A 23,225-nucleotide genomic window follows, 5' to 3' on the forward strand; every position below is an offset into this window, starting at 1 on the left:
TTAGATTTATATTATGTATATATCTGTTGTAATCCTTACCTACAATTCAGAAAAAACAATCAGTTCCACTCTTCAATCAGCTCTTGCTGTTTCAGATGATATCCATATTGTAGACTCCTATAGTACAGACAATACTTTAAAGATATTAAACGCTTATCCAGTTCATATTATTCAACATCCTTTTGAAAACTATGCCAAACAAAGAAATTATGCTATTGAAAATTTACCCATTAAAAATAATTGGGAACTCCATTTGGATGCTGATGAAAAACTTACTCCTGGGCTTATTCAGGAATTAAAAGATCCCACTCTATTTAATCAAGAGCAAATTGATGGATATTATTTACCTAGAATAGTGCGTTTTCTTGGAAAAATAATAAAGCATGGAGGAATTTCTCCAACTTGGCATCTTAGATTGTTCAGAAGAGGGAAAGGACACTGTGAAGATCGCCTTTATGATCAGCATTTTTATGTGCGAGGACAAACAGCAAAACTTTCAGGAACAATGATTGATGATATCCAAATGGATTTGACTGAATGGATCCAACGACACAATAGATGGGCTTCTTTAGAAGCCCAAGAGATTTACTATAACCTCAATAATGGGAAAAATATTAAAGCTAAATGGCAAGGAAATCCAGTTGAACAAAAAAAAGCATTAAAACAGCTTTATTATAAGCTACCCCTTTTCATCCGTCCTTTCCTGTTATTTGGATATCGATATTTTATTAAACTAGGTTTTCTAGATGGATTTGAGGGATTGATTTTCTATGTGTTACAAACATTCTGGTTTCGCTTTCTTATTGATGCAAAATTATGGGAGTATTCTAAGAAAGAAAAATTTCCTAATCATCTTGTAAAACAATAAACTACTTAGAAAAGCAGAAAACAAGTATTTTTCATTATTTTCTCATAACTTTCGATATAATAGTATGAGCACTTATTCTCGTGCATTGTTAACCAAAGGAATAAGTTGTGATACTGTATATACTATGGTTTTAAAAGAAGTTTTATCTCGTAAGCAATATTTTCCCTCGTTATAGATATTGGCTGTGGTCAATGTCATTTTTATTCTTATATTAAAAAATACATCGATAAATACGTTGGAGTTGACATTATAAGATATGATAGTGTTCCTAATGGTATTACTGTTATTTGTTGTGATCTCAATGAAGACATCATTCCCATTGAAGAACAAGCAGATCTTGTTGTTTCCATAGAAACCATCGAGCATTTAGAAAATCCTAGGAGTTTTTTCCGCAATCTTGTTCGATTGACAAAACCTGGTGGATTAATTGCCGTGTCAACACCAAATAATCTTAGCTTAAGAAGTATAGGGTCTCTACTTTTAAGAGGACATTTTGCCGCGTTTCAAGAGGGAAATGGAAATTATCCAGCACATATCACTGCACTTTTAGAAATCGACTTATTAAGACTAGCTAAGGAAAATCATTTAATTAATATGAATATTGGTTATAGCAACAAAGGAAAAATTCCATGGCTAAGCTTTTATTGGCCATCTTTTTTAAAAGGCAAACTTTTTAGTGATAATATTGTTCTTTTAGCTCAAAAGCCTATTTAAAATCATAAGTAATATTTTTACAAAAATACAATCTATTGTTACTGCAATTAATGCTTCTCATCTCCCTATCTAAAATAAATAAATTAATTAAAATCCTTACTAAACCTGTTTATTGGAGAGGAGCAATACATAGAGTAGCCGCTGGGATAGAACATGAAAAATTTTTAAAAAGACTGATCGATTGTAAGACGGTTGTAGATATCGGAGCCAATCGAGGACAATTTGCTCTAGTTGCTCGACACTATTTACCTAACGCCATGATCTATTCATTTGAACCTCTTCCAAAGCCTGCTTCAGTCTTCCAATCCATTTTTAAAAATGATCCTCAAGTTATTTTATTTACTGGGGGTGTGGGCTCTGTAGTTGGAAAATTTCCAATGAACGTTTCACAAAAAGATGATTCCTCTTCATTACTTCCAATAAGTAAGTTACAAGAAAGCTTTTTCCCTGGTACTAGAAAAAAAGAAGAAGTCTTGGTGGAAATTGCTCCATTGGATCATTGGATAAAAGAAGACCAAATCTACCCTCCTGCTCTGATTAAAATCGACGTTCAAGGTTATGAGCTTGAAGTACTCAAAGGAATAAAAAATTTCTTAGACCATTTTAAGTATATTTATATAGAATCTTCCTTCTATGAACTCTATGTTGGGCAACCTTTAGCAGATGATATTATTAATTTTTTATACTCTAAACAGTTTAGATTTCGTGGAATCTATAATCTTGTATATGATTCTGAAAAAAACGCCGTTCAAGGAGATTTCTTCTTTGAAAAACGATCTACCAAAAATTAGATAAATCTTTTGTTATTATTGATGCCAATAGAAATCTATAATTATTTGTAAAATATCATGGTGGTAATGGCATTATTGCACTTCTTAATTAATAATCACCTGAACTTCAGCAAAAAAAATTAAGGATAACACATCCAAAGGCTTTAAAAGCTCAATAAATTGCAGCAAACACAAAAAAGAAACCCTAATATACTCTATAGTATAAGTGTAAACTAATTATCATCAGTCTCTAGGCAATTGACCGCCCACAGCAGTCAGTCATGCAGAAAGTGACTTTTTTGAAATTCTAATTGATACAGGTATAATCGGCTTTGGTCTATTCATAGCAACAATTAGCTATGTTATAAAAGAAGGATGGATTGCTTTGAAGCTTTGTGAGGAGGAAGGACAAAGGATAATGCTTTTAGGTGCTTATTTTTCTTTTATTGGTGGTATATTTCAAGGTATCGCTAATTTCAATATCGTTTCCATGGCTAATCTTCTTTATCTTCTTACTATGGGATTGACCGTTTGTAATAAAGATTTATTAACAAGAAAGGCTAAACATTAATAGAATATCTTTTTTCATTTACTTAAAAGTGAATAATTAAAAGATATTTCTTAATATATATTTTTTTTAATATAGAAGGTTTATTCTACACATAGAATAATAGTTCAATAATTACAATGATCTTATTTTAGCAATATGTCTTTTATGGACAAAAAAACCTCTCTTTTGATTTTTTTTTCTATTATCAGCCCAGCAACTGGATTTCTTGTGGAAATGTTATTAGGTTGGAAATTCGGGATATCTTCAGTTGTGGATGGATATAGAACTGCTTTACTTTTTTTTCGGTACAAGGATTTATCATTGCTTTTTTTCCTACCCTCATTCCTTTTATTCTTGAGAAAATACAGAAGGAAGAAAGTAACGGATGTGAGACTGTCTCCTCTTTTGCTAATACTATTGCTTTATGTTTTATTCCAGTTGTGCTTATAGCTTACTTCAAGCCTTCACTCTTAGTTCATTTTTTGACCCCAAAAATTACACCTTTGGGACAAGAATCAGCAATGATATTAATAAAATGGTTCTCTATAGCCTTGATCCCAATGGTATAGATAACAGTTTGGAGTATAGCCTTGCTAGCTATAGGGATATTTATATTGACCCAAGTTTGTCAAATAACTTTAAACATTTTTGTAGCTTTTGGAGTTATTACTAAAAGCATTTCTACAATAGGCTTGTTTTATTTTTTAGGTTATGGAATAGGAGCGGCTATTACAATTGCATTGTTGCTAAAGAAAATTCATCTTAGATATAATACATTTTTAAAAATTACATTTGGTTTTGACTTTAAAGACCATGGAAAATTAATAAAAGATGGACTACCTACATTACTTTCATTTTTTTTATCATTTATTGCATTGATTATATTATATCAGTGTACTTCAAAAATAGGTTCTGGGGCTATTGCCGTTTCCGGTTTAAGTTATAAGCTTCTTATATTGGTATCCCTCATTCCTTCTGCAATCTCTACCGTTCTTTTTCAAAGAATTTCCTTATCCCACGTGAAAAATGATACGATATCCAAGAACTTTCTTATCGAAAAGGGCTTAAGATCGAATCTTTATTTTGCTATTCCTTTAATGGCACTTGTTTTTATGTTGAGAAAAGATATTATCAGTCTATTCTTGGGCCATGGCATGTTTAATCAAGCAGCAGTTGATTGGACTTCAACCATCTTTGGTTTTTTTCTAATGTGTATTCCTGCTCCAACAATAAATGATTTTACGACAAAAATATTTTTTAACAATGGGGATTCTTATACACCATCGGTTATAACTTCGTTCTTAGCGATAGGACAATATATAGGCTTTCCGCTTATAACGAAATATGGAAGATTAGAATTATTAGTCTTATTTATAGTATTTGTCTCCTATATTCAGGCATTTTTACTATTTTATTTTTTATCAATAAAGCTTCATTTAAAATATTTTTTTAAAAATTTATTCCTATTCTTAATGCATTTAAGTGGTTTCACTATTTTTTCAGTGTTATTGTCTTTATTGCTAGTCCATACTTTATCATTTTTAATGAAATCATCAATTTCTTTTTATCTGAAGTTATTCATAGTACTTACAGCCAGCATTTTTTCATTCTTTTTAACTTCTTATTATTGTAAACTTGAAGAGACTCGTTTTATTATTAGTTCTTTAAAAACAATATTGTTTAAATTTAATTATATTATAAACCGATTATTTTATTATATTACTTTTTTATAATAGCATAATTCGTTCTTACTCTCTCTTTTCATATTTTCACATGGCATGAAAACAATAAAAGTACTCATTGCATTTATTAATTATGGTCCTTATCACATTGCACGTGCTAAAGAGCTTTTAAAATATAAAGAAATCAACCCAATTTTTTTAGAGCTTTCTTCAAGCACCTTAGCTCATCCATGGAGTGTTAGAAGAGAAGATAGCATACCATTAATTACTCTTCTCAACAGACCGTACGAAAGAATAACAAAAAAAGAATCTTGGGAAATGATGAAACAAAAACTAGAAGAACTAGATCCAGATGTATTTATTGGCGCTGGTTTTGGAGAACCATGGATCCGTAAGAGTTTTATGCTTATGAAGTTAAAGAAAAAGGCAACGGTTTTATTTTTCTCTACTTTAAAAACAGATAGAAAACGATTTTGGATCAAAGAAAACTTTAAAAAAATGTTTATGAATTTTTTGTTTGATGCTGCTCTTGTAGGTGGGAAAAAACACAAAGATTACTTAGTAGATTTAGGGTATCCAGAAAATAAAATTTGGGAATACGGAGAAGTAGTAGACAATTCCTTTTTTGTTAAGCAATCAATACAAGTGAAAGCAAATGAAGATGTTTGGAGGCAAAAGCTAAGCCTTCCAAAAAATTATTTTCTTTATATTGGAAGAATGGATCCAGAAAAAAACCTTTCTTTTCTTTTAAATGCTTATAAAAAATATCAACTCTCTGGTGGAATGTGGGATTTGATTCTGATTGGGAAAGGGAAAGAAAAAGAAAAATTAATGGATTTTGTAATTTCTCAAAAACTATATAACATCCATTTTTTTGATTACTTACCAACTGAATTACTTCCACCTTATTATGCTCTGGCTAAGGCTTTCATCTTACCTAGCCTTATTGAACCGTGGGGTCTTGTTGTCAATGAGGCAATGGCCTGCGGATTGCCTGTTATTGTTTCAAAAAATTGTGGATGTGTTTCTGAATTAGTAAGTAAAGAGAATGGATTTATCTTTGATCCTCATAATTCTGAAGAACTTGCTTTGATTTTGCTGAAAATATCTCAAATGGATAAAAAACTTCTAGCTTCTATGAGTGAATGTTCACAAAAGAAAATCGAATTGTATTCCCCTCAGAACTGGGCAAAGAGTATAGTAGAATCTTCTTTATTTGCATGGAATTCGAAAAAAACCTTTTAAAAGATAAACATAATTATATGACAAAAAGAGATGAGTGTGGTAGATAATCATCTTGGGATTAAAATTCCACTGTTGCTTGTTTTCTTTCTTAGTTTTTTCTGGGTTTTAGAAGGAATTTTTGGTGATTCATTAGTTATTTGTCAATCATTAGGAATACTTTCGCTTTTTTTACTTCTTATTGGAATCGGAATTTCAATACTTAAAGATCCCACTTCAATTGTAAGACCAGTGATAGTTTTCTTATTGGTTGTATTTATTTTTTTGTGCTAGACATGGCTTTCTTAAGAGATTTAGAAGACTTCTCTCCACATGTAATTATTCTAAGTTTTACCTTATGCGTTCTGATTATCATTATATTTCTGTTAAGTTGGTATTCTTTTTTTTTCAATAGATCGCCATTTGAATTGATTTTAAAACATACTGACTTTGACTTTTCTGGTAATGTTTATTACTGGATATCTGTAATATTTTTCTTATTATAGATATTTATATATCTGTATCTTGCCAAAGGAAATATTTTTCTTATATTTAAAGAATTGCTAAAAGCAAGAGCAGTAAGTAGTGAAGGAGGGGTACTTGGTGGAGGACAAGTTCATGATTGGTAAGTAATATTACAGCCTATAGATTATTTATTTACCACAACACCATTTTTTATTGACAGGGCATGGAAAAAGAAATTAAGTACTCTAAAGAAAATTTCTACTACTGATCATTTTATTAACAGATCTTACAATTGCTATATTAAGTGGAACAAGATCAAATGTTGTTTTTGCTATAAGTTTGATATTTTTTGCACGGGCAGCAGATAGAGACAGGAATTTTAGATAAATCTCAATTGTATTTGTATTTCTATCTTTCATACTAGCTCCCATATTTGATATTATGCTAAATGTAAGAAGTTATAGATGGTCACATTTAGGAGATATTGATCGCAATGATATTCACAGTAATATTATATATGCTCATAGAGATAACAACCTTTATTATACCACGTTTTTTGTGGAAAAACAACCCATTTCCAGGGGAACAACTCGGGAATAGTGATTACGTTTTATGGGTTACCACATGCTCTATTGTCGGAGATTTTATGAGATGGGGAGGTATAAGTTTTTTATTTTTTGGAAGTATTCTTACTGGTATTTTTGCAAAGATGCATGAGAAGATTTATAACATACGCAAAAAAGATGGGTCTTTATTAATTTTTATCATTTTTTATTATATGTTTTAGTAGGAATACTAATAACTATTATTTCTATTACATCTTTATATTATATTTCCTGTAATAATAGCAATAGCATATATTCTTAATAGATATAAAATGTTAACAAAAAACTATAATTATAAATTAATATAATATTCATAAAAACATATTTTTAATATTAATTTACTATATAGTATGAATATAGCATATGATTTATGAATTCTATAATCGTTCATTCTGTTTTACATCATAGAGATGTTCAATTGGCATGTCTAGGATTAGGTTCTCTTGTTTATTTTCAGTTGATCCTATTTATTTGATCATTCATGATGACGGTTCCTTAACAGAAGAGGATTATCATGTTTTAAAAAATTCACTTCCAATTAAAAGAATAATTTCTAAAGAAGAAAGCGATGATTTGCTTTATTCAATTCTGATTAAATATCCAAAAATAAATATGTTTAGATCACGATTTCCGGTTTAGGGAATAAAACTTCTGGATTTAGCATTTTTTATCATACTGATAAATATGGATATTGTGATGCTGATATTTTCTTTTTTAGACCATTTATAAATATGTTTTCTTTTTCTAATAGCCAGATTTCTATTGTTATAATGATGGATCAATCTGAATCATATTGTATAAGACCATAGCTTTATATTCAGAATACTAATCTTAGAGTTATCAGCAAAGCAAATGCAGGCTTATTTTACATTCGTAAAAACATATATGATTTGGATTTTCTTGTATGGTTTCTTGGATATCCATGGGAAGATAAATAAATATATCTTTGTAATCAATCTTATTATGCTATTTTAGCTCATTTACATCATGGAGCTCAGTATGATAAAAAAAGGTTAGAATACCTACAAAAAAGGATCTCGATTCTATGTCTATCGATAATATAGTTGCTTATCATTTTATCAGTGCTAAAAGAATATATTTCTGGAAATTTTACGAAAAATATAATGCTAATTATAAAGAAAATAAATCCCTTGAACCAACATCAATTATTTTAAAAAAGCCTATTGTATTGAATTCTTTTTTACATTCCTGTTGTCTTCTTGCTAGAAAATTACGAACGATCTTCAAATATGAATTATAAGCAGCAATTTTCATCTTTTTTTATTTATGGACCGAGACTTCCTTATAAAGCTTTTTGGATATAAAGCAGCTTTTTTTCATGGAGATACCCTTATCTTTGATAGATGACATTGGCTTAAAAGACATCTTTCAAAAACTAATGGAAAAGCAAAATTTTTAGACTTAGGTTGTGGTAGTGGAGCCTTTTCTATTGGAGCCGCTCAATTAGGATATGAAGTAATTGGGATAACTTGGAATAAAAGAGAAATAGATGCTTGTGTATCTAGAGCAAATTAGCTAAAGTAAGTAATGTCAGCTTTATTCAAATGAATCTAAAAGAACTTTCGAACATAGATGAATGGAAAGGAAAATTTAATTGGGTAATAGCTTTTGAAGTTATTGAACATATTCTTGATGATAAAAAATTTTTCATAGACGCAACTCAATGTTTAATCCCTGGAGGACGATTATTAGTCACGACCCCTTATCTTCATTACAAACCAATAAGCAAAGAAGACAATGGTCCTTTTGAACCTATAGAAGATGGTCGTCATGTACGACGAGGATATTCTAAAGCAATGCTTTTTGAGTTGTGTAAAGAGGCCAAAGTAATTCCAGAAGAAATATCCTATTGTAGTGGTTTTATTAGTCAAAAAGTAACTGCGTTAATGAGAAAAGGAGAAAAAATTTACCCTTTTTTTGGTTGGACGTTATCTTTACCCCTTCGACCAATTATCCCTTTTTTAGACCCAATTTTTACAAAATGTCTACAGTGGCCATTCTTTAGTATTTGCCTTGAAGCATACAAGCCAAGCTATGCAATCAATTAAAGTTAACATTGGAGTGTGTGGTCGTTTTCATTTTCACAATTATGTAAGTTATTTAGCAGAAAAAGGTGTCTTAAACCGATTTTATTTTTCTCAAAAAATTGGTGCCCCAAAAAATCTTGGTAAAGCCGCCTCCGTATCGAAGAATCTTTGGATAAAAGAATATCTCATGAGAGGAATAGGTCCTTTTTTGCAGGATCATTATGCAGAGCAATTTCTTTCATTTTGTCATGAAATTTGGCAAAATTTAGTACTTCAGAATTGGGATTCAGCACCAATTTTTCATCTCCTTCTTCATGGAACCGGATTAAGGATAATAAAAAAAACAAAAAGTGAGAATGGGATTGTTCTTGTGGAAATTGTAAACGCTCATCCACTTGAATTAGCGAAGCTTTTGGAAGAAGAAGATGAAAAAAGATTAAGCTTACCAAAGAAAAATCATTTATGGGCTGCAGAAAAAAAACGAATAGAAGAGATCTATGAATCAGATTTTCTGTTAGTCCCATCTAATTGGGTCCTTTCCTCTTTAATTAAGTATGGAATTGACAAGAAGAAAATTTTTAAATTCCTAATGGAGTGAATCTTCAACGATTTTATCCTCCCAAAGAACATAAAAATGACATTTTTAGAATTGTCTGTGTGGCTCAGATTAATCAACGGAAAGGTCAGATTGATTTAGTACAAGCATTTAAAAAATTAAAGCTTCCCCATTCAGAACTTTTATTAATTGGAGCAATGGATTTAAACTATAAAAGAATATTAAAAGATTATTCTTATCTTTTTATTCATTATCCATTTATTCCTAATCATAGACTTTTGGATTTATTCCATTCATCATCGCTATTTGTTCTTCCATCTATTGAAGATGGATTTGCAATAGCTACATTAGAAGCGATGGCTAGTGGTTTACCTGTTATAACAACAGATAACAATGGGGCTTGTGATGTTATTGAAGATGGAAAAGAAGGGTTTATAGTTCCAATACACAATCCTGATCTTATATCAGATAAAATATTATTTCTTTCTAATAATAAAGATATTCGATTGACTATGGGGCATAATGCATCATTAAAAGCTAAGATTTTTCTTGGATGAAATCTCTATTTTATACATTTATTTTTAACATATAAAAGATTATATTGTAATATGGATTTTTTATGTCATTAAATTTTTTATATAAATATAACATATTTAGATTATTATACATTTTTATAATAAAATATTTTTTATATCCTTTTCGTTTTATTTATCGTTATATTTTTAGAAATTATTTTATTCCTGATAGTATATGTTCTGATATAGTTACAGAAATAAATAATAATAATAATATTGGTAAATGTCTAGATATAATAGATTTTAAAGATAATTATTTTATTTATTTATATAAATGGAAATATTATGATGATTATAAATTTGTAAATGTTATATTATATAATGCAAGATTACTAGGTAATAGAGGAATTGTTGTAACATATAATAATAAAATTTCAGAAGAACTGTCACCTAAAAATTTTTTTATAATGTCAAAATATGGTTTATTTAGATTTTATAGATTAAATATTTGCATAAAATTTCATATTGGTCTTTCATTATTTACTCATTATGGTTTTGCAGATAATTATGGACATTGGCTTCTGGAAGTCATATCTAAAATTATATATTTTAAGAATTTTTATAAAACACTTAGCATCTTTGAAGTATTTATTGTTAATAAATTAAAATATGATTTTCAGAAAGAAACTCTAAAAGCTTTAAATATTAATTTAGATAATGTTGTTGAACTAGACAATCATATATGTTATTTTTTTGATAAACTATATATATCTTCATACCATTGGTGGGGAGGATATCTACCTCCTCGCTATCTATTGAAGGAGATGAAAAAATATTTTTCTATTAATTTTAATTTTATATCTCATAATATATACAATAATATTATTTATATTTCTAGAAAAAAATGCAAAAATAGAAGAGTATTAAATGAAGATGATTTATTAAACCGTTTAAATGACTATAATATTAGGGTATTGTTATTAGAAGATTTATCTTTTTTACAACAAGTAGAATTATTTCAAAATATAAAAATAGTCATTGGTCCTTTTGGAGCCGGTCTTGTCAATATTATTTTTTCCCCCATTAATTCTGTGTTAATAGAAATTAGACCAATCATCATGATAAACGAATTTTACAAGAGGTTAGCATTGTTAAATGACATGATATATTATCAGATTGATGCCACTCCTATTACTTCGCATTATGATGATATACAATATACAGATTGGATTATAGATATAAACAAAATAAGTATTACAATAAAAAATATTATTAATCAATATATATAAATTATATTATATATGTTAAATTTTTTATATTTAATTACATGTGTTTATTTTAAAATATTTTTATCCATACTATCTTCTATTAATAATGAATAAAAAATATTGAAAAATGTACTCAAAGCATTCTTTATTCATAAATCCATTTGTTTTTTTTATCGATAGGAATTTATTTTTTATATATTATAATGAAGCCGTTTCATATAGCCTTTGTCATTCCATCGATCGACCATAAGAGCGGTGGGCCATCTGCTGCTATTGCTTTTATAGCAAAAACACTATTAGATTTAGGCCATAAAGTAACTTTACTAACTACTGATAAAAATATTGACCCAAAAGAAGGTGGAATGATAGAACTGGATCCACAAGTTGATCTAAGGATTTTCCCACTTAAAGGAAAAATCAATCAAAAATTGATTCATTCTCCCCATTTGGTTTTCTGGCTTAAACAACATATTTCTCAGTTTAATTTACTTGACATTCATTCAATTTGGTCTCTAATCACCTCTCAATCAGCAAAAATAGCTTTACAAAATAATATTCCCTATATTTTTACTCCTCATGGCATGACTTCTCGATGGGATTTCAATAAACATCCATTAGCAAAAAGTTTTTTCTATTTCTTCCATTTCAAAAAACAATGGGAAAAGGCTAATGCCATTCGATTTGTCACAGAAAAAGAAAAAAATGATTGTATTTTACCAATTAATTCTTTTTGTGCGATTATCCCCTATTTTATTGAAATTCCAAAGGAGATTTTAGAAGAAAAGCCAAAAGCCATTATCAATGAAATTATCCTTCCTAAAAATGATCCTGTTCTTTTATTTTTAGGTCGTATTGACGCCCAAAAAGGGGTAATAGAAATGCTCCAAGCATTTGATTACGCTTGGAGACAAAATCCCAAAATTCACTTCTTCGTTGTTGGTCCCAGTAGTGGAATATATGGTCAAAAAGCCTATTGCATTTACCAATCTCTTCAAAGTAAATCCCATATTCACTGGCTTGGTCCAGTGTACGGAAAAGATAAATGGTACTTATTTAAGAGAGCTGATATATTCATTACCTTATCCAAAAATGAAGGACTCCCTATAGCGGTTGTGGAAGCGCTAGGAATGGGCAAGCCTGTTATTGTTACTAGAGAATGTAATATCTTTGGGCTAGATCGATACGGATGTGGTATTTATGTTAACGATAATCCAGAAGAAGTCGCTTCCTCTCTTCTTTTATTGATAGAAAATAATGAAAGGCTCTTAGAAATGGGAAAGAAAGCCAGACATTTTTATGAATCTCATTATTCGCAAGAAGTTGTAAGCCAAAAACTAATCGATTTTTATTTCCAGATCATTCGAAATAAATAAAAAAATGTCTGTCTTTATGCTTTCACAATCGTAACTAATGATTTCTCTTAAGACATATTTATCGGTTTATTAGCAGACATAGTATCAGAATAATCAAAGAAATTCCATTCTTCGTACCAAATTCTTCTGGAAAATATAGTGATCTTGCCAAACTATCCCATCAAAAGTGATTGATATATCTTAGAAGGATGCTACAAATATTGAATATTCTAATTTTACACTTCCATGCGCGAATAGGCTTTAAATATCCATCTTTATTCATAAACAATCAATGAATATAAAAAGAAAACTCAGATTCTTGATTAATACCTATTTTCCTACAATTCGTATCATTATTTTGAGAATCTACTATAATATATTTAGATATTTATTATTAGGAATAGCCCGTATCATCCATAAATTTCCTATTAGTTCAGAGCTGTTTGGTCCACCAAAAAGGGCGGTTTTATCAACACCTATTTTTCTAAAAAATAATAATACAGATATTGGTCAGATCATTTATGACATAAGTAATATCTGTGATACAGATCTTTTAGATAATGTTAATAGTCAATGCTATAATAATATGTATCCCTTTTATATTGCTATACTCAATAATGCAAGAATATGTCTCGATAAAGGAGTTGTGATCAGTTCCTCTGATGATGCAGCAAACACAAAAAAGAAACCCTAATATACTCTATAGTATAAGTGTAAACTAATTATCATCAGTCTCTAGGCAATTGTCCACCCACAGCATATTCTAACCTTGCAAGAGCCGCATTATAATTATATTTAGCTTCCGCATACCCAATTTTTGCTTTAAGCAAAGCTTGCCTAGCAAGAACAGCCTGGACCCAGTTGGTTTCCCCACTTTCAAATAATCTTCTTGCTTGATAAAAACCTTTTTCGGCATCATTGACCGCATTTTCTTGAAAAGCAAAAGATTCTTTCGATCTTTTCAGCTGTTGATACAGCTCTCTTAATTCTGCAGGAATATCCACTTTAAGCTGAGTCACTTTTACCTGTGCAATATCTTCCAAGGCCTTTTGCGCCTTTATCTTTCCATTGTTTTCCATAATATCAAAAAAATTCCATTGCCCTTGGACTCCAGCTGTCCATCCCCATTTTGGATAAAGAATGTATACATTGCTGATGTTTTCGTACTGAAGGAGAGCATCAAGATTAGGATAAAATAACTTGCCTGGGCTGCAGCAACAGCTGCGTGAGCGGCATAGAGCCCATGCAGCGCTACATTGAGATCTTTCCTTTTGCAAAGTTTTTTTAGTCTCATTATATTGATTTTATAAATGTATAGTTATTTTTAATTTATAATCATATATATTATATTATATTATGAAATATCCCATTTCTGTACTTATAGCTACTAAGAACGAAGAAAAAAACATAGAGAAATGTATTAAAAGTGTTTCATGGGCTGATCAGATCTTTGTTGTAGATTCTTTTAGTACAGACCGAACTTGCGAAATTGCAGAAAAGATGGGGGCTATTGTCGTACCCTTTAAATGGGAAAAAAAGGACTTAGAAAGTATAACTGGTCACTAAGAATGGAAATATTCTTGGGTTCTTGTTGTAGATGCAGATGAAGAAGTCAGTGAAGATTTAAAAAATGAAATATGCTCTACCCTTTCTCGTCCTACTTCTTATTCAGGATTTTTAGTTCACTATCACTATTATTTCTTGGGAAAATTGCTTAAACATGGGGCACCTATTTGGAAATTGATTCTATTTGAACATAAAAAAACAATAATTGAAAACCGTGAAATTCCTGAAATAACAGCTCATCTTGATGTAGAGCTCCATTCCCACCCTATTGTTGATGGAAAGATTGGGAAATTACAATCTCCCATGATACATAATGATTATGAGAACTTATCTCATTTTTTTCACAAGCATAATATTTATTCAGATGGAGAGGCATTACTTAGAACAAAATATAACATTATCCATGGGGATAGACTAAAAGCGAATTTGTTTGGTTCCACACTAGAAAGACGAAGATGGCTTAAGAACTTTTTTTTATCAATTCCTGGGAAACCTCTTATATGGTTTTTATACTCTTATATTTTAAAAGGAGGATTTTTAGATGGATATCAAGGGTTAGTTTTTAATATTTTAAAATCGTTTTACTGGTATCAAATAAGTTTAAAAGAATATGAAATAAAATGTTTTCTTAACAAGAAATAATAATGTTATAATATTCTAAAATCTATAATTATTTATTATGGTTTTTAATATATTTTAATGAAAAAAAATGAAAATTCAATGCTAGATATAATGATAAAAAAGGGAAAGAATATTTCGAGTCACATCGAAACGGTATTTTAGGTGCTGAATGGAATGCTCATTTTTTTATTCCATACATAAAAAATAATGATGCTGTTTTGGACTTTGGATGTGGAGAAGGGTTTTTGCTGTATAGTCTACCAGCAAAGAAAAAAGTTGGCATTGAAGCTAATCCGCATGCGATTGAACACGCAAGATCTTTGGGATTGAAAGTATACAGCGATATAAACGAATTAAAAAATAAAAGGTTTAACAAAATAATTTCTTCACATGTATTAGCCGCAACCCTACATTCTAGCCTTAAGAAAAAAAGACAACTCTTGACGGTCGCAAGAATAAAGTAAAAAATATTGTCTATACGAGATGGATATCAATTCTAAGATGATTTGCGTGCATTACGGTTGTGCTACCATTGCACCAACTAACTGGATAAATTTCGATTGTACTCCCACAATGTTTTTAAATAAATTTCCTTTATTTAAATTATATATTTAATACAATACAATTTCCATCAAATGTACACTATGGAGATATTGTAAAAGGTTTGCCCATTGCTGAAAATTCAGCTGATTTTGTTTATTGCTCCCACGTTCTAGAACATCTTTCCTTGGAAGACTGTAGAATGGCTCTTCGAAATACATTTAAGATTCTTAAACCCAATGGAATTTTTCGTTGTGTACTCCCAGATTTAGAATATGAAGCCAAAAATTACAGCTCAAATACTGACTCTGAAGCTTCAATTTTATTTTTAAAAAGAACGGGATTGGGGCAAGATAAAAGAAAATACGATTTGCTTTCTATGCTTAGAGAGTTTTATGGTAACTCAAAATATCGATGGATGTGGGATTACAAGAGTTTATCCTCTGAACTTAAAGCCGTTGGCTTTAATTCTGTAAGAAGAGCATATTTTAATGATTCTTCTTATGATATATTTAAAACAGTAGAAACTGAGTCTCGATGGGAAAATGCACTAGGAATAGAAGCTAAAAAATGCGCATAAAAACTCTTTTAAAACGATTATTTTTCTATTTTTATAAGGCAGCCATTAAGCTCTTTCGTATTCATGTACTTCCTGCTCATTATTACTGTCCACTTCCAAATCCCATCGAATTGGAACGAACGCGCCATACTTGGGCACATCCATCGGAAATGCTGGGAATAGAAATTAACCTTGAAAACCAATTAAAAAACCTACAAAAAGTCTGTTCGCCTTTTCACAAAGAATACCTAGGGAACTCAACTTATCTTTATGCTGTTAAAAACAAGTTTGGCCCAGGCTATGGGTATATTGAAGCGCAAGCTCTTCATGCTATGATTCGTTTTTTACAACCAAAACGAATTATCGAAGTAGGTTCAGGTGTTTCGACCTACTGTATGCTTAAAGCTGCTTGTAAAAACTATGACAATAATGGAATAAAAACAGAGATTATTGCTATTGAACCAAATCCTTCGTCTATGCTTAAATCAATGTCTGAAATACAGCTTATTCCTCGCAAAGTACAAGAGATTGATTTAAAATTATTTGAAACTCTAGAGAAAAATGATCTTCTGTTTATTGATTCTTCTCATGCTGTAAGGGCTGGTGGAGATGTCAATTTTTTAATACTCGAAGTACTACCAAGGCTTAAGAGTGGAGTATATGTTCATTTTCATGACATCTATTTTCCTTATGATTATCCAAGAGACATCTTAACAACATTTTTTCCTGCTACCGAATCTTCTCTTTTACATGCCTTTCTTATATTTAATTATAAATTTGAGATCTTTTTTTGTCTGAGCCTTTTGCATTATATGTGTCCAAATGAACTAGCAAAAGTTTTTCCAGAGTATCAACCACAAGGAGGTAATAACGGGCTAAATGATGAAAATTTAACTCCTTTTGGCACGCCTATTGGGCATTTTCCTTCATCTATCTATCTATTTGTCAAGAAGGACAACAAGGTATAGGCGAATATTCTTTTTGAACATTTATTATTCTGCTTTTTTATAATTTTATCTATTTTATTTTTTTTAGCCTAACAATGGCTACTTCCTTTAAATTTAATCTCATATTAATGCCTTTTTCACTCAAAATATCTGAATATAAAATACCTATCTGTTTTTGTGAAATAAGTTCCGTTAGTTGATATTTTGCATGTGGAAGAAAATGTATCTTCACTCTACCTATATCTTTCTGATTTTTATCATAAACCCATTCCATAAGCCTTCCAATGAAACAATAAAAAGTGTCCTCTGATTTTTTTTTCTTTAAAAGATTTATCCATAAATAGGGATTATCAGATTCATAATAACTCTTCACTCCACAATAAGTTGCTATATCTTTTAAAATAGGATAAGATTCTATTCCTCCATTCATACTTACCTTGGCGGGACAATATAATCTGCCATTATAATAATATCTTTACCTTTCCAAAAAGGTTTTATACTAATAAGAGGAACATTTTTATTGGCTACTTCAACAGCTAGCGTTTTAGAATCCTTTTGTGGCGCTGCTTTTCCAATGGAATATACTTCAAATGGCTTTTCTTCATTAAAAATATCACCTGGAACAGTAATTCCTTTTTTGTAATAATAAATGTCGTTTCCGATAGGAGGAGTAAAACCATATTTTTTAATTAAAACCCAATCTTCATCTGGGAGTTCTACACATTTTCTACCGGTGCTTTCTAGAATCACTAGCACTCCTCCTTCTTCAACATATTTTACAAGCCTAGAAATAGATTCTAAAGTTAAAAATTCCAGATCTACTACACAATCGTAACTAATGATTTCTCTTAAGACATATTTATCGGTTTATTAGCAGACATAGTATCAGAATAATCAAAGAAATTCCACTCTTCGTACCAAATTCTTCTGGAAAATATAGTGATCTTGCCAAACTATCCCATCAAAAGTGATTGATATATCTTAGAAGGATGCTACAAATATTGAATATTTTATTTTACACTTCCATGCGCGAATAGGCTTTAAATATCCATCTTTATTCATAAACAATCAATGAATATAAAAAGAAAACTCAGATTCTTGATTAATACCTATTTTCCTACAATTCGCATCATTATTTTGAGAATCTACTATAACATATTTAGATATTTATTATTAGGAATAGCCCGTGTCATCCATAAATTTCCTATTAGTTCAGAGCTGTTTTGTCCACCAAAAAGAGCGGTTTTATCTACACCTATTTTTCTAAAAAATAATACAGATATTGCTCAGATCATTTATGACATAAGTAATATCTGTGATACAGATCTTTTAGATAATGCTAATAGTCAATGCTATAATAATATGTATATCCCTTTTATATTGCTATACTCAATAATGCAAGAATATGTCTCGATAAAGGAGTTGTGATGAGTTCCTCTGATGATGTATTAGTTGTTTTGACGCCACCATAACCTTATGTAAACAGATACGAACACAGAATATTTCTTTATTGGAAGCTTCCAATATTAAAAATAAGATTAAGAAAAGCTATTGCTATATTTACACATCCCATTTTGGCTGAAAATTATGGGCATTGGCTTTTCGAAGTAGTTTCAAAGTTTGTATATATCAAAGAAAAATATGGATAGGAAGATTTTGTTACTATTATTATAAACAAAATTAGTCTACCATTTCTAAAGGAGACCATAACCGTAGTTAATATTACAATAGAAAAACTTTTGACCCTAACTCCATCTTTCCATGCTAAAATAGAACATTTATATATTACTCCTTATTATTGGTGGGGAGCTGAAAATACTCCTAGATGGATATGTAAAGGAATCAGGCGTTTTTTCTTGGAAGTTTCTCTATAACTAGTATAATAAAAAGGATCTATTTATCCAGGCAATATTGCAAACGTCGAAGAATAATTAATGAAAAGGATTTGTTGCCATTATTAGCAGAATTTGAAATTGAAGTCATCTCACCTGAGATATATTCAATATCTGAACAAGCAAAGATTTTTTCTGATGTGATATTGTGATTGATGCTTTTGGAGCTGCTTTATGCAATACAGTATTTTGTTTTCCAGTGACAGCAGTTCTTAAAGTAGGACATTCTATACTATCGAATAGTTTTTTTATGAAAACTTGGCCAATCAATGTAATTTGAAATATTGGAGAATAGAAGCAGTTTCTTATCAGCCATATAAGGGAAGAAATCCACAATATGAAGATATGGATGTAAATCCACACTTTTTAAGAACAACATTAATTGAAATTATCTAATATGTATCTCAGAAGGAAATTAGATGATTCTTTTCAAATATGAAGGCAAAGACAATCCAAGGCCAAATGTATAAAAGTAACTAATATTTAGGTAATCGAGCATAATTCTTGCATAATCCATGTATAGCCAATTTTTGTTGAAAATTGTCCATTTTGACGAATGCTGCAGAGTATCGAAGGAGATTGTGAGAACGATGTTTTGCTACATTGTGAATAACTTGTTTATTTAAATAATCATTTTTCCATCGACTAATACTAAAATAAAAAGTAGTGCTATTTTATGTATCTTCTTTCCCCGCGATTACATCGTAAAGATGGCAGAGAAGTTTGACTGCTGGCAAACAATCAAGCTCGGGTCCGTCAAATCCTCACTGCTTTGCGGTTATCGGTCCTAGAACCATGGGTTTTTACAAAAAAATATACCTATAGTGCTAAATTTAAAAAAACACAATCAACTTTTTCCTAAAACATGAGTTATGCAATCTGATAATATCTACTTTAAAAGAGGAATTTTCATTTGCATTTCTGAAAGAAAACATATGTTTAATTCCATAGAATTTACAAAACTGGTTCTTATTCAATTTAGAAACACCCAATTGGCCAATTATTTTTTTGGATTTTATTAGTCAAGTATTAAATCTTGATGATGAGAAAAAAAACTTAAATGCCTTTTTATTTCTGGTAAAAATAAAACAATGATCCAACATTTCTATCCAGAAGTTCAATTTGGTGGATTTACTCAGATTGATGGTACAATCTTATTTTACACTCGCATCCATGCCCTTATTGAACCTCATTTTATTATCGCTGACATTGGATGTGGAAAGGGAGATAGCGCATTTGACTCTAATCCTTATAGAAAAGAGCTTTATAATCTTCGTGGGCATTGTAAGCGTGTTATTGGCTTAGATATAGATCCAGATGCTAGAGATAATCTTCTCATTGATGAATTTCGACTTATTGAAGATAACAAGCCATGGCCTCTTGAAGATAATTCTATCTTCTTGTAGCTGACTGGGTATTAGAACATCTAGAAAACCTGACTATTTTTTTTGAAGAATGTTTTCGAGTTGTACGATCTGAAGGATATATTTGTTTTCGAACGCCCAATTTATTGAGTTATTTTCGATTATGCTCAAACCTTATTCTCAATCGCTACCACAAAACGATTAGAAACATCGTTCATTTTAAAGAAAAGGAATTAGATAGCTATCCTACATTTTACCGAGCCAATACCATATCAAAACTCAATCATTTACTAAAAAAGTACCATTTTGAAGGGATCGTTTTGGGACATAATCCTGAACCTGCATATCTTCTCTTCAACAAATTTCTATATCGATTAGGAATAATCTATAATAAAATATCTCCCCGTTGGTTAGCAGTTAATCTTTTTGTCTTTGCAAGGAAAAAAACTACCACTTAATTATTCTTGTGGTTGTCTCGATCTTATTGGTTTGGCGGGGTTCCCATGACAAATCATTCCTGAAGGTAAATCCTTAAACACTGAGCTTCTTGCTCCAATAACCGTACCGCGTCCAATTCGAACTCCAGGTCCAATAAAAACATCCGTGCAGATCCATACCTCTTTTTCAATCACAATTTTTTTAGCTTCTATATCAAATGTAATCTTGTCATAACGATGATTCCCTGTGCAAAGATAAGATCGTTGAGAAATAACAACATGTTCTCCTATCTCAATTTCTCCAAGACTATATAAAACAACATTGTCTCCTATCCAAGAATAGTCCCCAATTTTCACTTTCCAAGGATAGGTTATCTGAACAGAAGGTCTTATTAAAACACATTTACCAATTTCTGCTCCAAACAGCTTTAATAGAAACCTTCTCCAGCCATAAAGAAATTGAGGAGATAATCTAAATAAAGTGTCTTGCACTATCCACCAAAGCTGAACCAACCAAGCAGGCCTTCCTCTAAATCCAACTGGTAACTGGAAAAGATCAAGCCTCTGATAAGTATTACTATTCTCTTCTTCCATCTCTTAGTCTATGTAAAGAGAGTATTAGAAATCTTGAGATTGCTTTTCCCCTTTCTAATAATCCTCATCACTTCATCTCATTTTATTCCCTAGGCAATTGTCCACCCACAGCATATTCTAACCTTGCAAGAGCCGCATTGTAATTATATTTAGCTTCCGCATACCCAATTTTTGCTTTAAGCAAAGCTTGCCTAGCAAGAACAGCCTGGACCCAGTTGGTTTCCCCACTTTCAAATAATCTTCTTGCTTGATAAAAACCTTTTTCGGCATCATTGACCGCATTTTCTTGAAAAGCAAAAGATTCTTTCGATCTTTTCAGCTGTTGATACAGCTCTCTTAATTCTGCAGGAATATCCACTTTAAGCTGGGTCACTTTTACCTGTGCAATATCTTCCAAGGCCTTTTGCGCCTTTATCTTTCCATTGTTTTCCATAATATCAAAAAAATTCCATTGCCCTTGGACTCCAGCTGTCCATCCCCATTTTGGATAAAGAATGTATACATTGCTGATGTTTTCGTACTGAAGAAGAGCATCAAGATTAGGATAATAACTTGCCTGGGCTGCAGCAACAGCTGCGTGAGCGGCATAGAGCCCATGCAGCGCAGCATTGAGATCTGTCCTTTTTTGTAAAGCTATTTTTAAAGCCTCCTCATAAGGGACATCAAAAGGAACGATCTTGCTTTCTCCAGAAAGATATAAAGGATCGTTCTCTGATCCACTTGGCAAATTCAGGATCATCCGGAGCTGTTCTCGAGCCTTCACATATTGATATCTAGCTTGAGCAAGATCGCCTTGGGCAGTGGAATATTCAGCTTGTGCACTCAAAGCTTGATACTGCGGGAGTTCTCCAGCCTTGTACATTTTCATGGTATAATCGGCAATCGCTTTACTTGCCTCCGTTAATTCTTCTCGAATATCTACCACCTCCTGGCGAAAGAGGGTTAAATAAAAAGCTTCCTTTACCTGTGCTGTAGTCTTTAGTGCCATATCCATAGCCTGCCAAATCGCTTTTTCAACAAGCTCCTTTTGTTGACGAGCCAGTTTTACCGACTCCACATTAAGAATGGTTTGCTTAATCTGTACAGCACCAAGCCAACTTGTCCTTGTTAAGGGATAAGCCTCGATAGTAGGCAAAAACATCAGCAAAGAGCTTTGCTCCCTTTGAGCCCGGTAGACCAATCCGCCATGAGGATAAAGCTTAGCCTTAAACTGCATCTTGATCCCTTCTTGTTGTTCTATCGCTTTACGAGCAGCTACCACTTCGGGATTCGCATCTAAGGCCCTCTGAATGACCTCTTCTAGAGTCCAAGTCTTCTGTCTGTTTACAGAAAGCTGTTTAGGATAAATGAGTTCCACTGGTTTTTTTACACTATAAAAGAGAGCCGGTGATGAACTTTGAGACAGTTGATTTGAGGTTTGCTGGGCCAATAGAGTAAGAACGAAGAAGAAAAAGAAAAATTGGGAAAAAACAAAAATCTTTCTTTTCATTTTTACCTTCGTTTTTTCTTTGTGTCTAATTCAACAATCATGCAACAGGCGAAGCTATTTTTCTCTTAAGAGATCATTCATTTAATTGAATTACAATTCGAGCATCAATCTTCTTTGAAAAATTACCTGTCACTTTAGCCCAAAAGCCAACCGTTGCTAGTTCTAAAACAGGATCAACATTACCAATCTCATTCCTTCTATTTTCTCATAAGGACTATCAGCAGGGCATTTCCTTTTTTGATCCAATTTGCCAAATTGTTTTGAATCACACATTGGTCAACACTTGAGTTGTAAAAAAATTAATTTTCCTATCCACTAGTTTTAATTTTTCAAAAGATTCTTCCTTATTTTCTATTTTTTTTAAACATACCCTTCGATTGGGATACGAATAATTTGCCGGTTTTTAGTTACACAAAAGACCCGTTACTTTCTTATGTTTTTTAAATTATTCGTTTTTTTCCACTTCACTGTTTTAGTCTAACACTCATTACTTTGTAAAGATATTCAATACCTTTGGACTGGATCTAAGCTTTTTCTATTTCGGACTGGCATCTCTCCTACCAATTCTGCCTCCATACCTATGCCTTTTCTTAAGAAATCAA

General features: G+C 31.1%; 22 protein-coding genes and 2 pseudogenes. 19 read left to right on the forward strand and 5 right to left on the reverse strand.

The window, feature by feature from the left end; translation table 11 throughout:
- The first annotated feature begins 13 nt into the window (after nt 1–13).
- The 12 genes and pseudogenes from kam1_RS07730 (at nt 14) to kam1_RS07785 (ending at nt 12,635) form a co-directional block, all read left to right on the forward strand.
- Complete coding sequence (locus kam1_RS07730; RefSeq protein WP_039720476.1) at nt 14–868, forward strand: glycosyltransferase family 2 protein; 855 nt, start codon at nt 14–16, stop codon at nt 866–868.
- Between the two features lie 222 nt (nt 869–1,090).
- Nucleotides 1,091–1,582 carry a class I SAM-dependent methyltransferase gene (locus kam1_RS07735; RefSeq protein WP_235276747.1) on the forward strand — a complete coding sequence of 164 codons (492 nt, stop codon included), beginning with the start codon at nt 1,091–1,093 and terminating at the stop codon, nt 1,580–1,582.
- Between the two features lie 35 nt (nt 1,583–1,617).
- Entirely contained in the window at nt 1,618–2,373 is a 756-nt protein-coding gene (locus tag kam1_RS07740) for an FkbM family methyltransferase (RefSeq protein WP_235276573.1), read from the forward strand.
- 364 nt (nt 2,374–2,737) lie between these two features.
- Nucleotides 2,738–2,923: a hypothetical protein gene (locus tag kam1_RS07745; RefSeq protein ID WP_039720474.1), complete on the forward strand. Its 186-nt coding sequence runs from the start codon at nt 2,738–2,740 to the stop codon at nt 2,921–2,923.
- Nucleotides 2,924–3,492: 569 nt separating this feature from the next.
- Nucleotides 3,493–4,635 carry a lipid II flippase MurJ gene (locus kam1_RS07750; protein WP_276507608.1) on the forward strand — a complete coding sequence of 381 codons (1,143 nt, stop codon included), beginning with the start codon at nt 3,493–3,495 and terminating at the stop codon, nt 4,633–4,635.
- A gap of 45 nt (nt 4,636–4,680) precedes the next feature.
- On the forward strand, nt 4,681–5,829 hold the full coding sequence (locus tag kam1_RS07755) for a glycosyltransferase (RefSeq protein WP_039720472.1): 1,149 nt from the start codon (nt 4,681–4,683) through the stop codon (nt 5,827–5,829).
- 2,453 nt (nt 5,830–8,282) lie between these two features.
- A pseudogene (locus kam1_RS11285) lies at nt 8,283–8,411 on the forward strand (methyltransferase domain-containing protein); the annotation flags it as partial.
- Nucleotides 8,412–8,431: 20 nt separating this feature from the next.
- Nucleotides 8,432–8,944: pseudogene (locus tag kam1_RS07765) on the forward strand (class I SAM-dependent methyltransferase); the annotation flags it as partial.
- A complete protein-coding gene (locus tag kam1_RS07770) occupies nt 8,931–9,521 on the forward strand; it encodes a hypothetical protein (RefSeq protein WP_052250358.1) in 591 nt (196 codons plus the stop codon). The pseudogene kam1_RS07765 and the gene kam1_RS07770, both read left to right, overlap by 14 nt.
- Nucleotides 9,518–10,036, forward strand: a complete 519-nt coding sequence (locus kam1_RS07775; RefSeq protein WP_052250357.1) for a glycosyltransferase family 4 protein — start codon at nt 9,518–9,520, stop codon at nt 10,034–10,036. Before kam1_RS07770 ends, kam1_RS07775 begins: the two co-directional genes overlap by 4 nt.
- A gap of 62 nt (nt 10,037–10,098) precedes the next feature.
- Nucleotides 10,099–11,283 carry a glycosyltransferase family 61 protein gene (locus kam1_RS07780; RefSeq protein ID WP_143958358.1) on the forward strand — a complete coding sequence of 395 codons (1,185 nt, stop codon included), beginning with the start codon at nt 10,099–10,101 and terminating at the stop codon, nt 11,281–11,283.
- 182 nt (nt 11,284–11,465) lie between these two features.
- Nucleotides 11,466–12,635: a glycosyltransferase gene (locus kam1_RS07785; RefSeq protein ID WP_143958359.1), complete on the forward strand. Its 1,170-nt coding sequence runs from the start codon at nt 11,466–11,468 to the stop codon at nt 12,633–12,635.
- A 707-nt stretch (nt 12,636–13,342) separates the two neighbouring features.
- On the opposite strand, the gene kam1_RS07790 is transcribed toward kam1_RS07785, so the two are convergent.
- Nucleotides 13,343–13,891: a TolC family protein gene (locus tag kam1_RS07790; protein ID WP_244946024.1), complete on the reverse strand. Its 549-nt coding sequence runs from the start codon at nt 13,889–13,891 to the stop codon at nt 13,343–13,345.
- Between the two features lie 79 nt (nt 13,892–13,970).
- Between kam1_RS07790 and kam1_RS11290 the strand changes: the two genes are divergently transcribed.
- The 5 genes from kam1_RS11290 (at nt 13,971) to kam1_RS07815 (ending at nt 16,868) form a co-directional block, all read left to right on the forward strand.
- Nucleotides 13,971–14,180, forward strand: coding sequence for a glycosyltransferase (locus kam1_RS11290; RefSeq protein ID WP_052250589.1), 210 nt, complete (start codon nt 13,971–13,973; stop codon nt 14,178–14,180).
- 144 nt (nt 14,181–14,324) lie between these two features.
- Nucleotides 14,325–14,822: a glycosyltransferase family protein gene (locus tag kam1_RS07800; RefSeq protein WP_052250588.1), complete on the forward strand. Its 498-nt coding sequence runs from the start codon at nt 14,325–14,327 to the stop codon at nt 14,820–14,822.
- Nucleotides 14,823–14,998: 176 nt separating this feature from the next.
- Nucleotides 14,999–15,265, forward strand: a complete 267-nt coding sequence (locus tag kam1_RS11295; RefSeq protein ID WP_391524877.1) for a class I SAM-dependent methyltransferase — start codon at nt 14,999–15,001, stop codon at nt 15,263–15,265.
- Between the two features lie 200 nt (nt 15,266–15,465).
- Entirely contained in the window at nt 15,466–15,921 is a 456-nt protein-coding gene (locus kam1_RS07810) for a class I SAM-dependent methyltransferase (RefSeq protein ID WP_052250587.1), read from the forward strand.
- Nucleotides 15,912–16,868: a class I SAM-dependent methyltransferase gene (locus tag kam1_RS07815; protein WP_052250586.1), complete on the forward strand. Its 957-nt coding sequence runs from the start codon at nt 15,912–15,914 to the stop codon at nt 16,866–16,868. Before kam1_RS07810 ends, kam1_RS07815 begins: the two co-directional genes overlap by 10 nt.
- 49 nt (nt 16,869–16,917) lie before the next feature.
- Here kam1_RS07815 and kam1_RS07820 read toward each other — a convergent pair whose 3' ends face one another.
- Nucleotides 16,918–17,277: a hypothetical protein gene (locus tag kam1_RS07820; protein WP_039722313.1), complete on the reverse strand. Its 360-nt coding sequence runs from the start codon at nt 17,275–17,277 to the stop codon at nt 16,918–16,920.
- A gap of 2 nt (nt 17,278–17,279) precedes the next feature.
- On the reverse strand, nt 17,280–17,597 hold the full coding sequence (locus kam1_RS07825; RefSeq protein WP_039722312.1) for a hypothetical protein: 318 nt from the start codon (nt 17,595–17,597) through the stop codon (nt 17,280–17,282).
- A gap of 1,120 nt (nt 17,598–18,717) precedes the next feature.
- On the opposite strand from kam1_RS07825, the gene kam1_RS11300 reads away from it, so the two are divergent.
- Together kam1_RS11300 and kam1_RS07835 are read left to right on the forward strand one after the other, a co-directional pair.
- Nucleotides 18,718–18,891: a glycosyltransferase 61 family protein gene (locus kam1_RS11300; RefSeq protein WP_079254308.1), complete on the forward strand. Its 174-nt coding sequence runs from the start codon at nt 18,718–18,720 to the stop codon at nt 18,889–18,891.
- A 939-nt stretch (nt 18,892–19,830) separates the two neighbouring features.
- Nucleotides 19,831–20,145 (forward strand): class I SAM-dependent methyltransferase, encoded by a 315-nt coding sequence (locus kam1_RS07835; protein ID WP_039722310.1) that lies wholly within the window; start codon nt 19,831–19,833, stop codon nt 20,143–20,145.
- A 416-nt stretch (nt 20,146–20,561) separates the two neighbouring features.
- Here the strand turns inward: kam1_RS07835 and kam1_RS07840 are convergent, their stop codons facing one another.
- Nucleotides 20,562–21,134 (reverse strand): putative colanic acid biosynthesis acetyltransferase, encoded by a 573-nt coding sequence (locus kam1_RS07840; protein ID WP_039722308.1) that lies wholly within the window; start codon nt 21,132–21,134, stop codon nt 20,562–20,564.
- An 82-nt stretch (nt 21,135–21,216) separates the two neighbouring features.
- Nucleotides 21,217–22,623, reverse strand: a complete 1,407-nt coding sequence (locus kam1_RS07845; protein WP_143958360.1) for a TolC family protein — start codon at nt 22,621–22,623, stop codon at nt 21,217–21,219.
- Nucleotides 22,624–23,225: the final 602 nt, after the last annotated feature.

Source organism: Methylacidiphilum kamchatkense Kam1, assembly GCF_007475525.1.
Taxonomy (GTDB): Bacteria; Verrucomicrobiota; Verrucomicrobiia; order Methylacidiphilales; family Methylacidiphilaceae; genus Methylacidiphilum; species Methylacidiphilum kamchatkense.

Excerpts from the sequence above, each read along its gene's own strand:
- kam1_RS07730 (WP_039720476.1), top strand. The coding sequence starts at position 14 with ATGTATATATCTGTTGTAATCCTTACCTACAATTCAGAAAAAACAATC.
- kam1_RS07835 (WP_039722310.1), top strand. The coding sequence starts at position 19,831 with ATGATCCAACATTTCTATCCAGAAGTTCAATTTGGTGGATTTACTCAG.
- kam1_RS07820 (WP_039722313.1), bottom strand. The coding sequence starts at position 17,277 with ATGAATGGAGGAATAGAATCTTATCCTATTTTAAAAGATATAGCAACT.
- kam1_RS07815 (WP_052250586.1), top strand. The coding sequence starts at position 15,912 with ATGCGCATAAAAACTCTTTTAAAACGATTATTTTTCTATTTTTATAAG.
- kam1_RS07785 (WP_143958359.1), top strand. The coding sequence starts at position 11,466 with ATGAAGCCGTTTCATATAGCCTTTGTCATTCCATCGATCGACCATAAG.
- kam1_RS07770 (WP_052250358.1), top strand. The coding sequence starts at position 8,931 with ATGCAATCAATTAAAGTTAACATTGGAGTGTGTGGTCGTTTTCATTTT.
- kam1_RS07780 (WP_143958358.1), top strand. The coding sequence starts at position 10,099 with ATGTCATTAAATTTTTTATATAAATATAACATATTTAGATTATTATAC.
- kam1_RS07755 (WP_039720472.1), top strand. The coding sequence starts at position 4,681 with ATGAAAACAATAAAAGTACTCATTGCATTTATTAATTATGGTCCTTAT.
- kam1_RS07845 (WP_143958360.1), bottom strand. The coding sequence starts at position 22,623 with ATGAAAAGAAAGATTTTTGTTTTTTCCCAATTTTTCTTTTTCTTCTTC.
- kam1_RS07840 (WP_039722308.1), bottom strand. The coding sequence starts at position 21,134 with ATGGAAGAAGAGAATAGTAATACTTATCAGAGGCTTGATCTTTTCCAG.
- kam1_RS11290 (WP_052250589.1), top strand. The coding sequence starts at position 13,971 with ATGAAATATCCCATTTCTGTACTTATAGCTACTAAGAACGAAGAAAAA.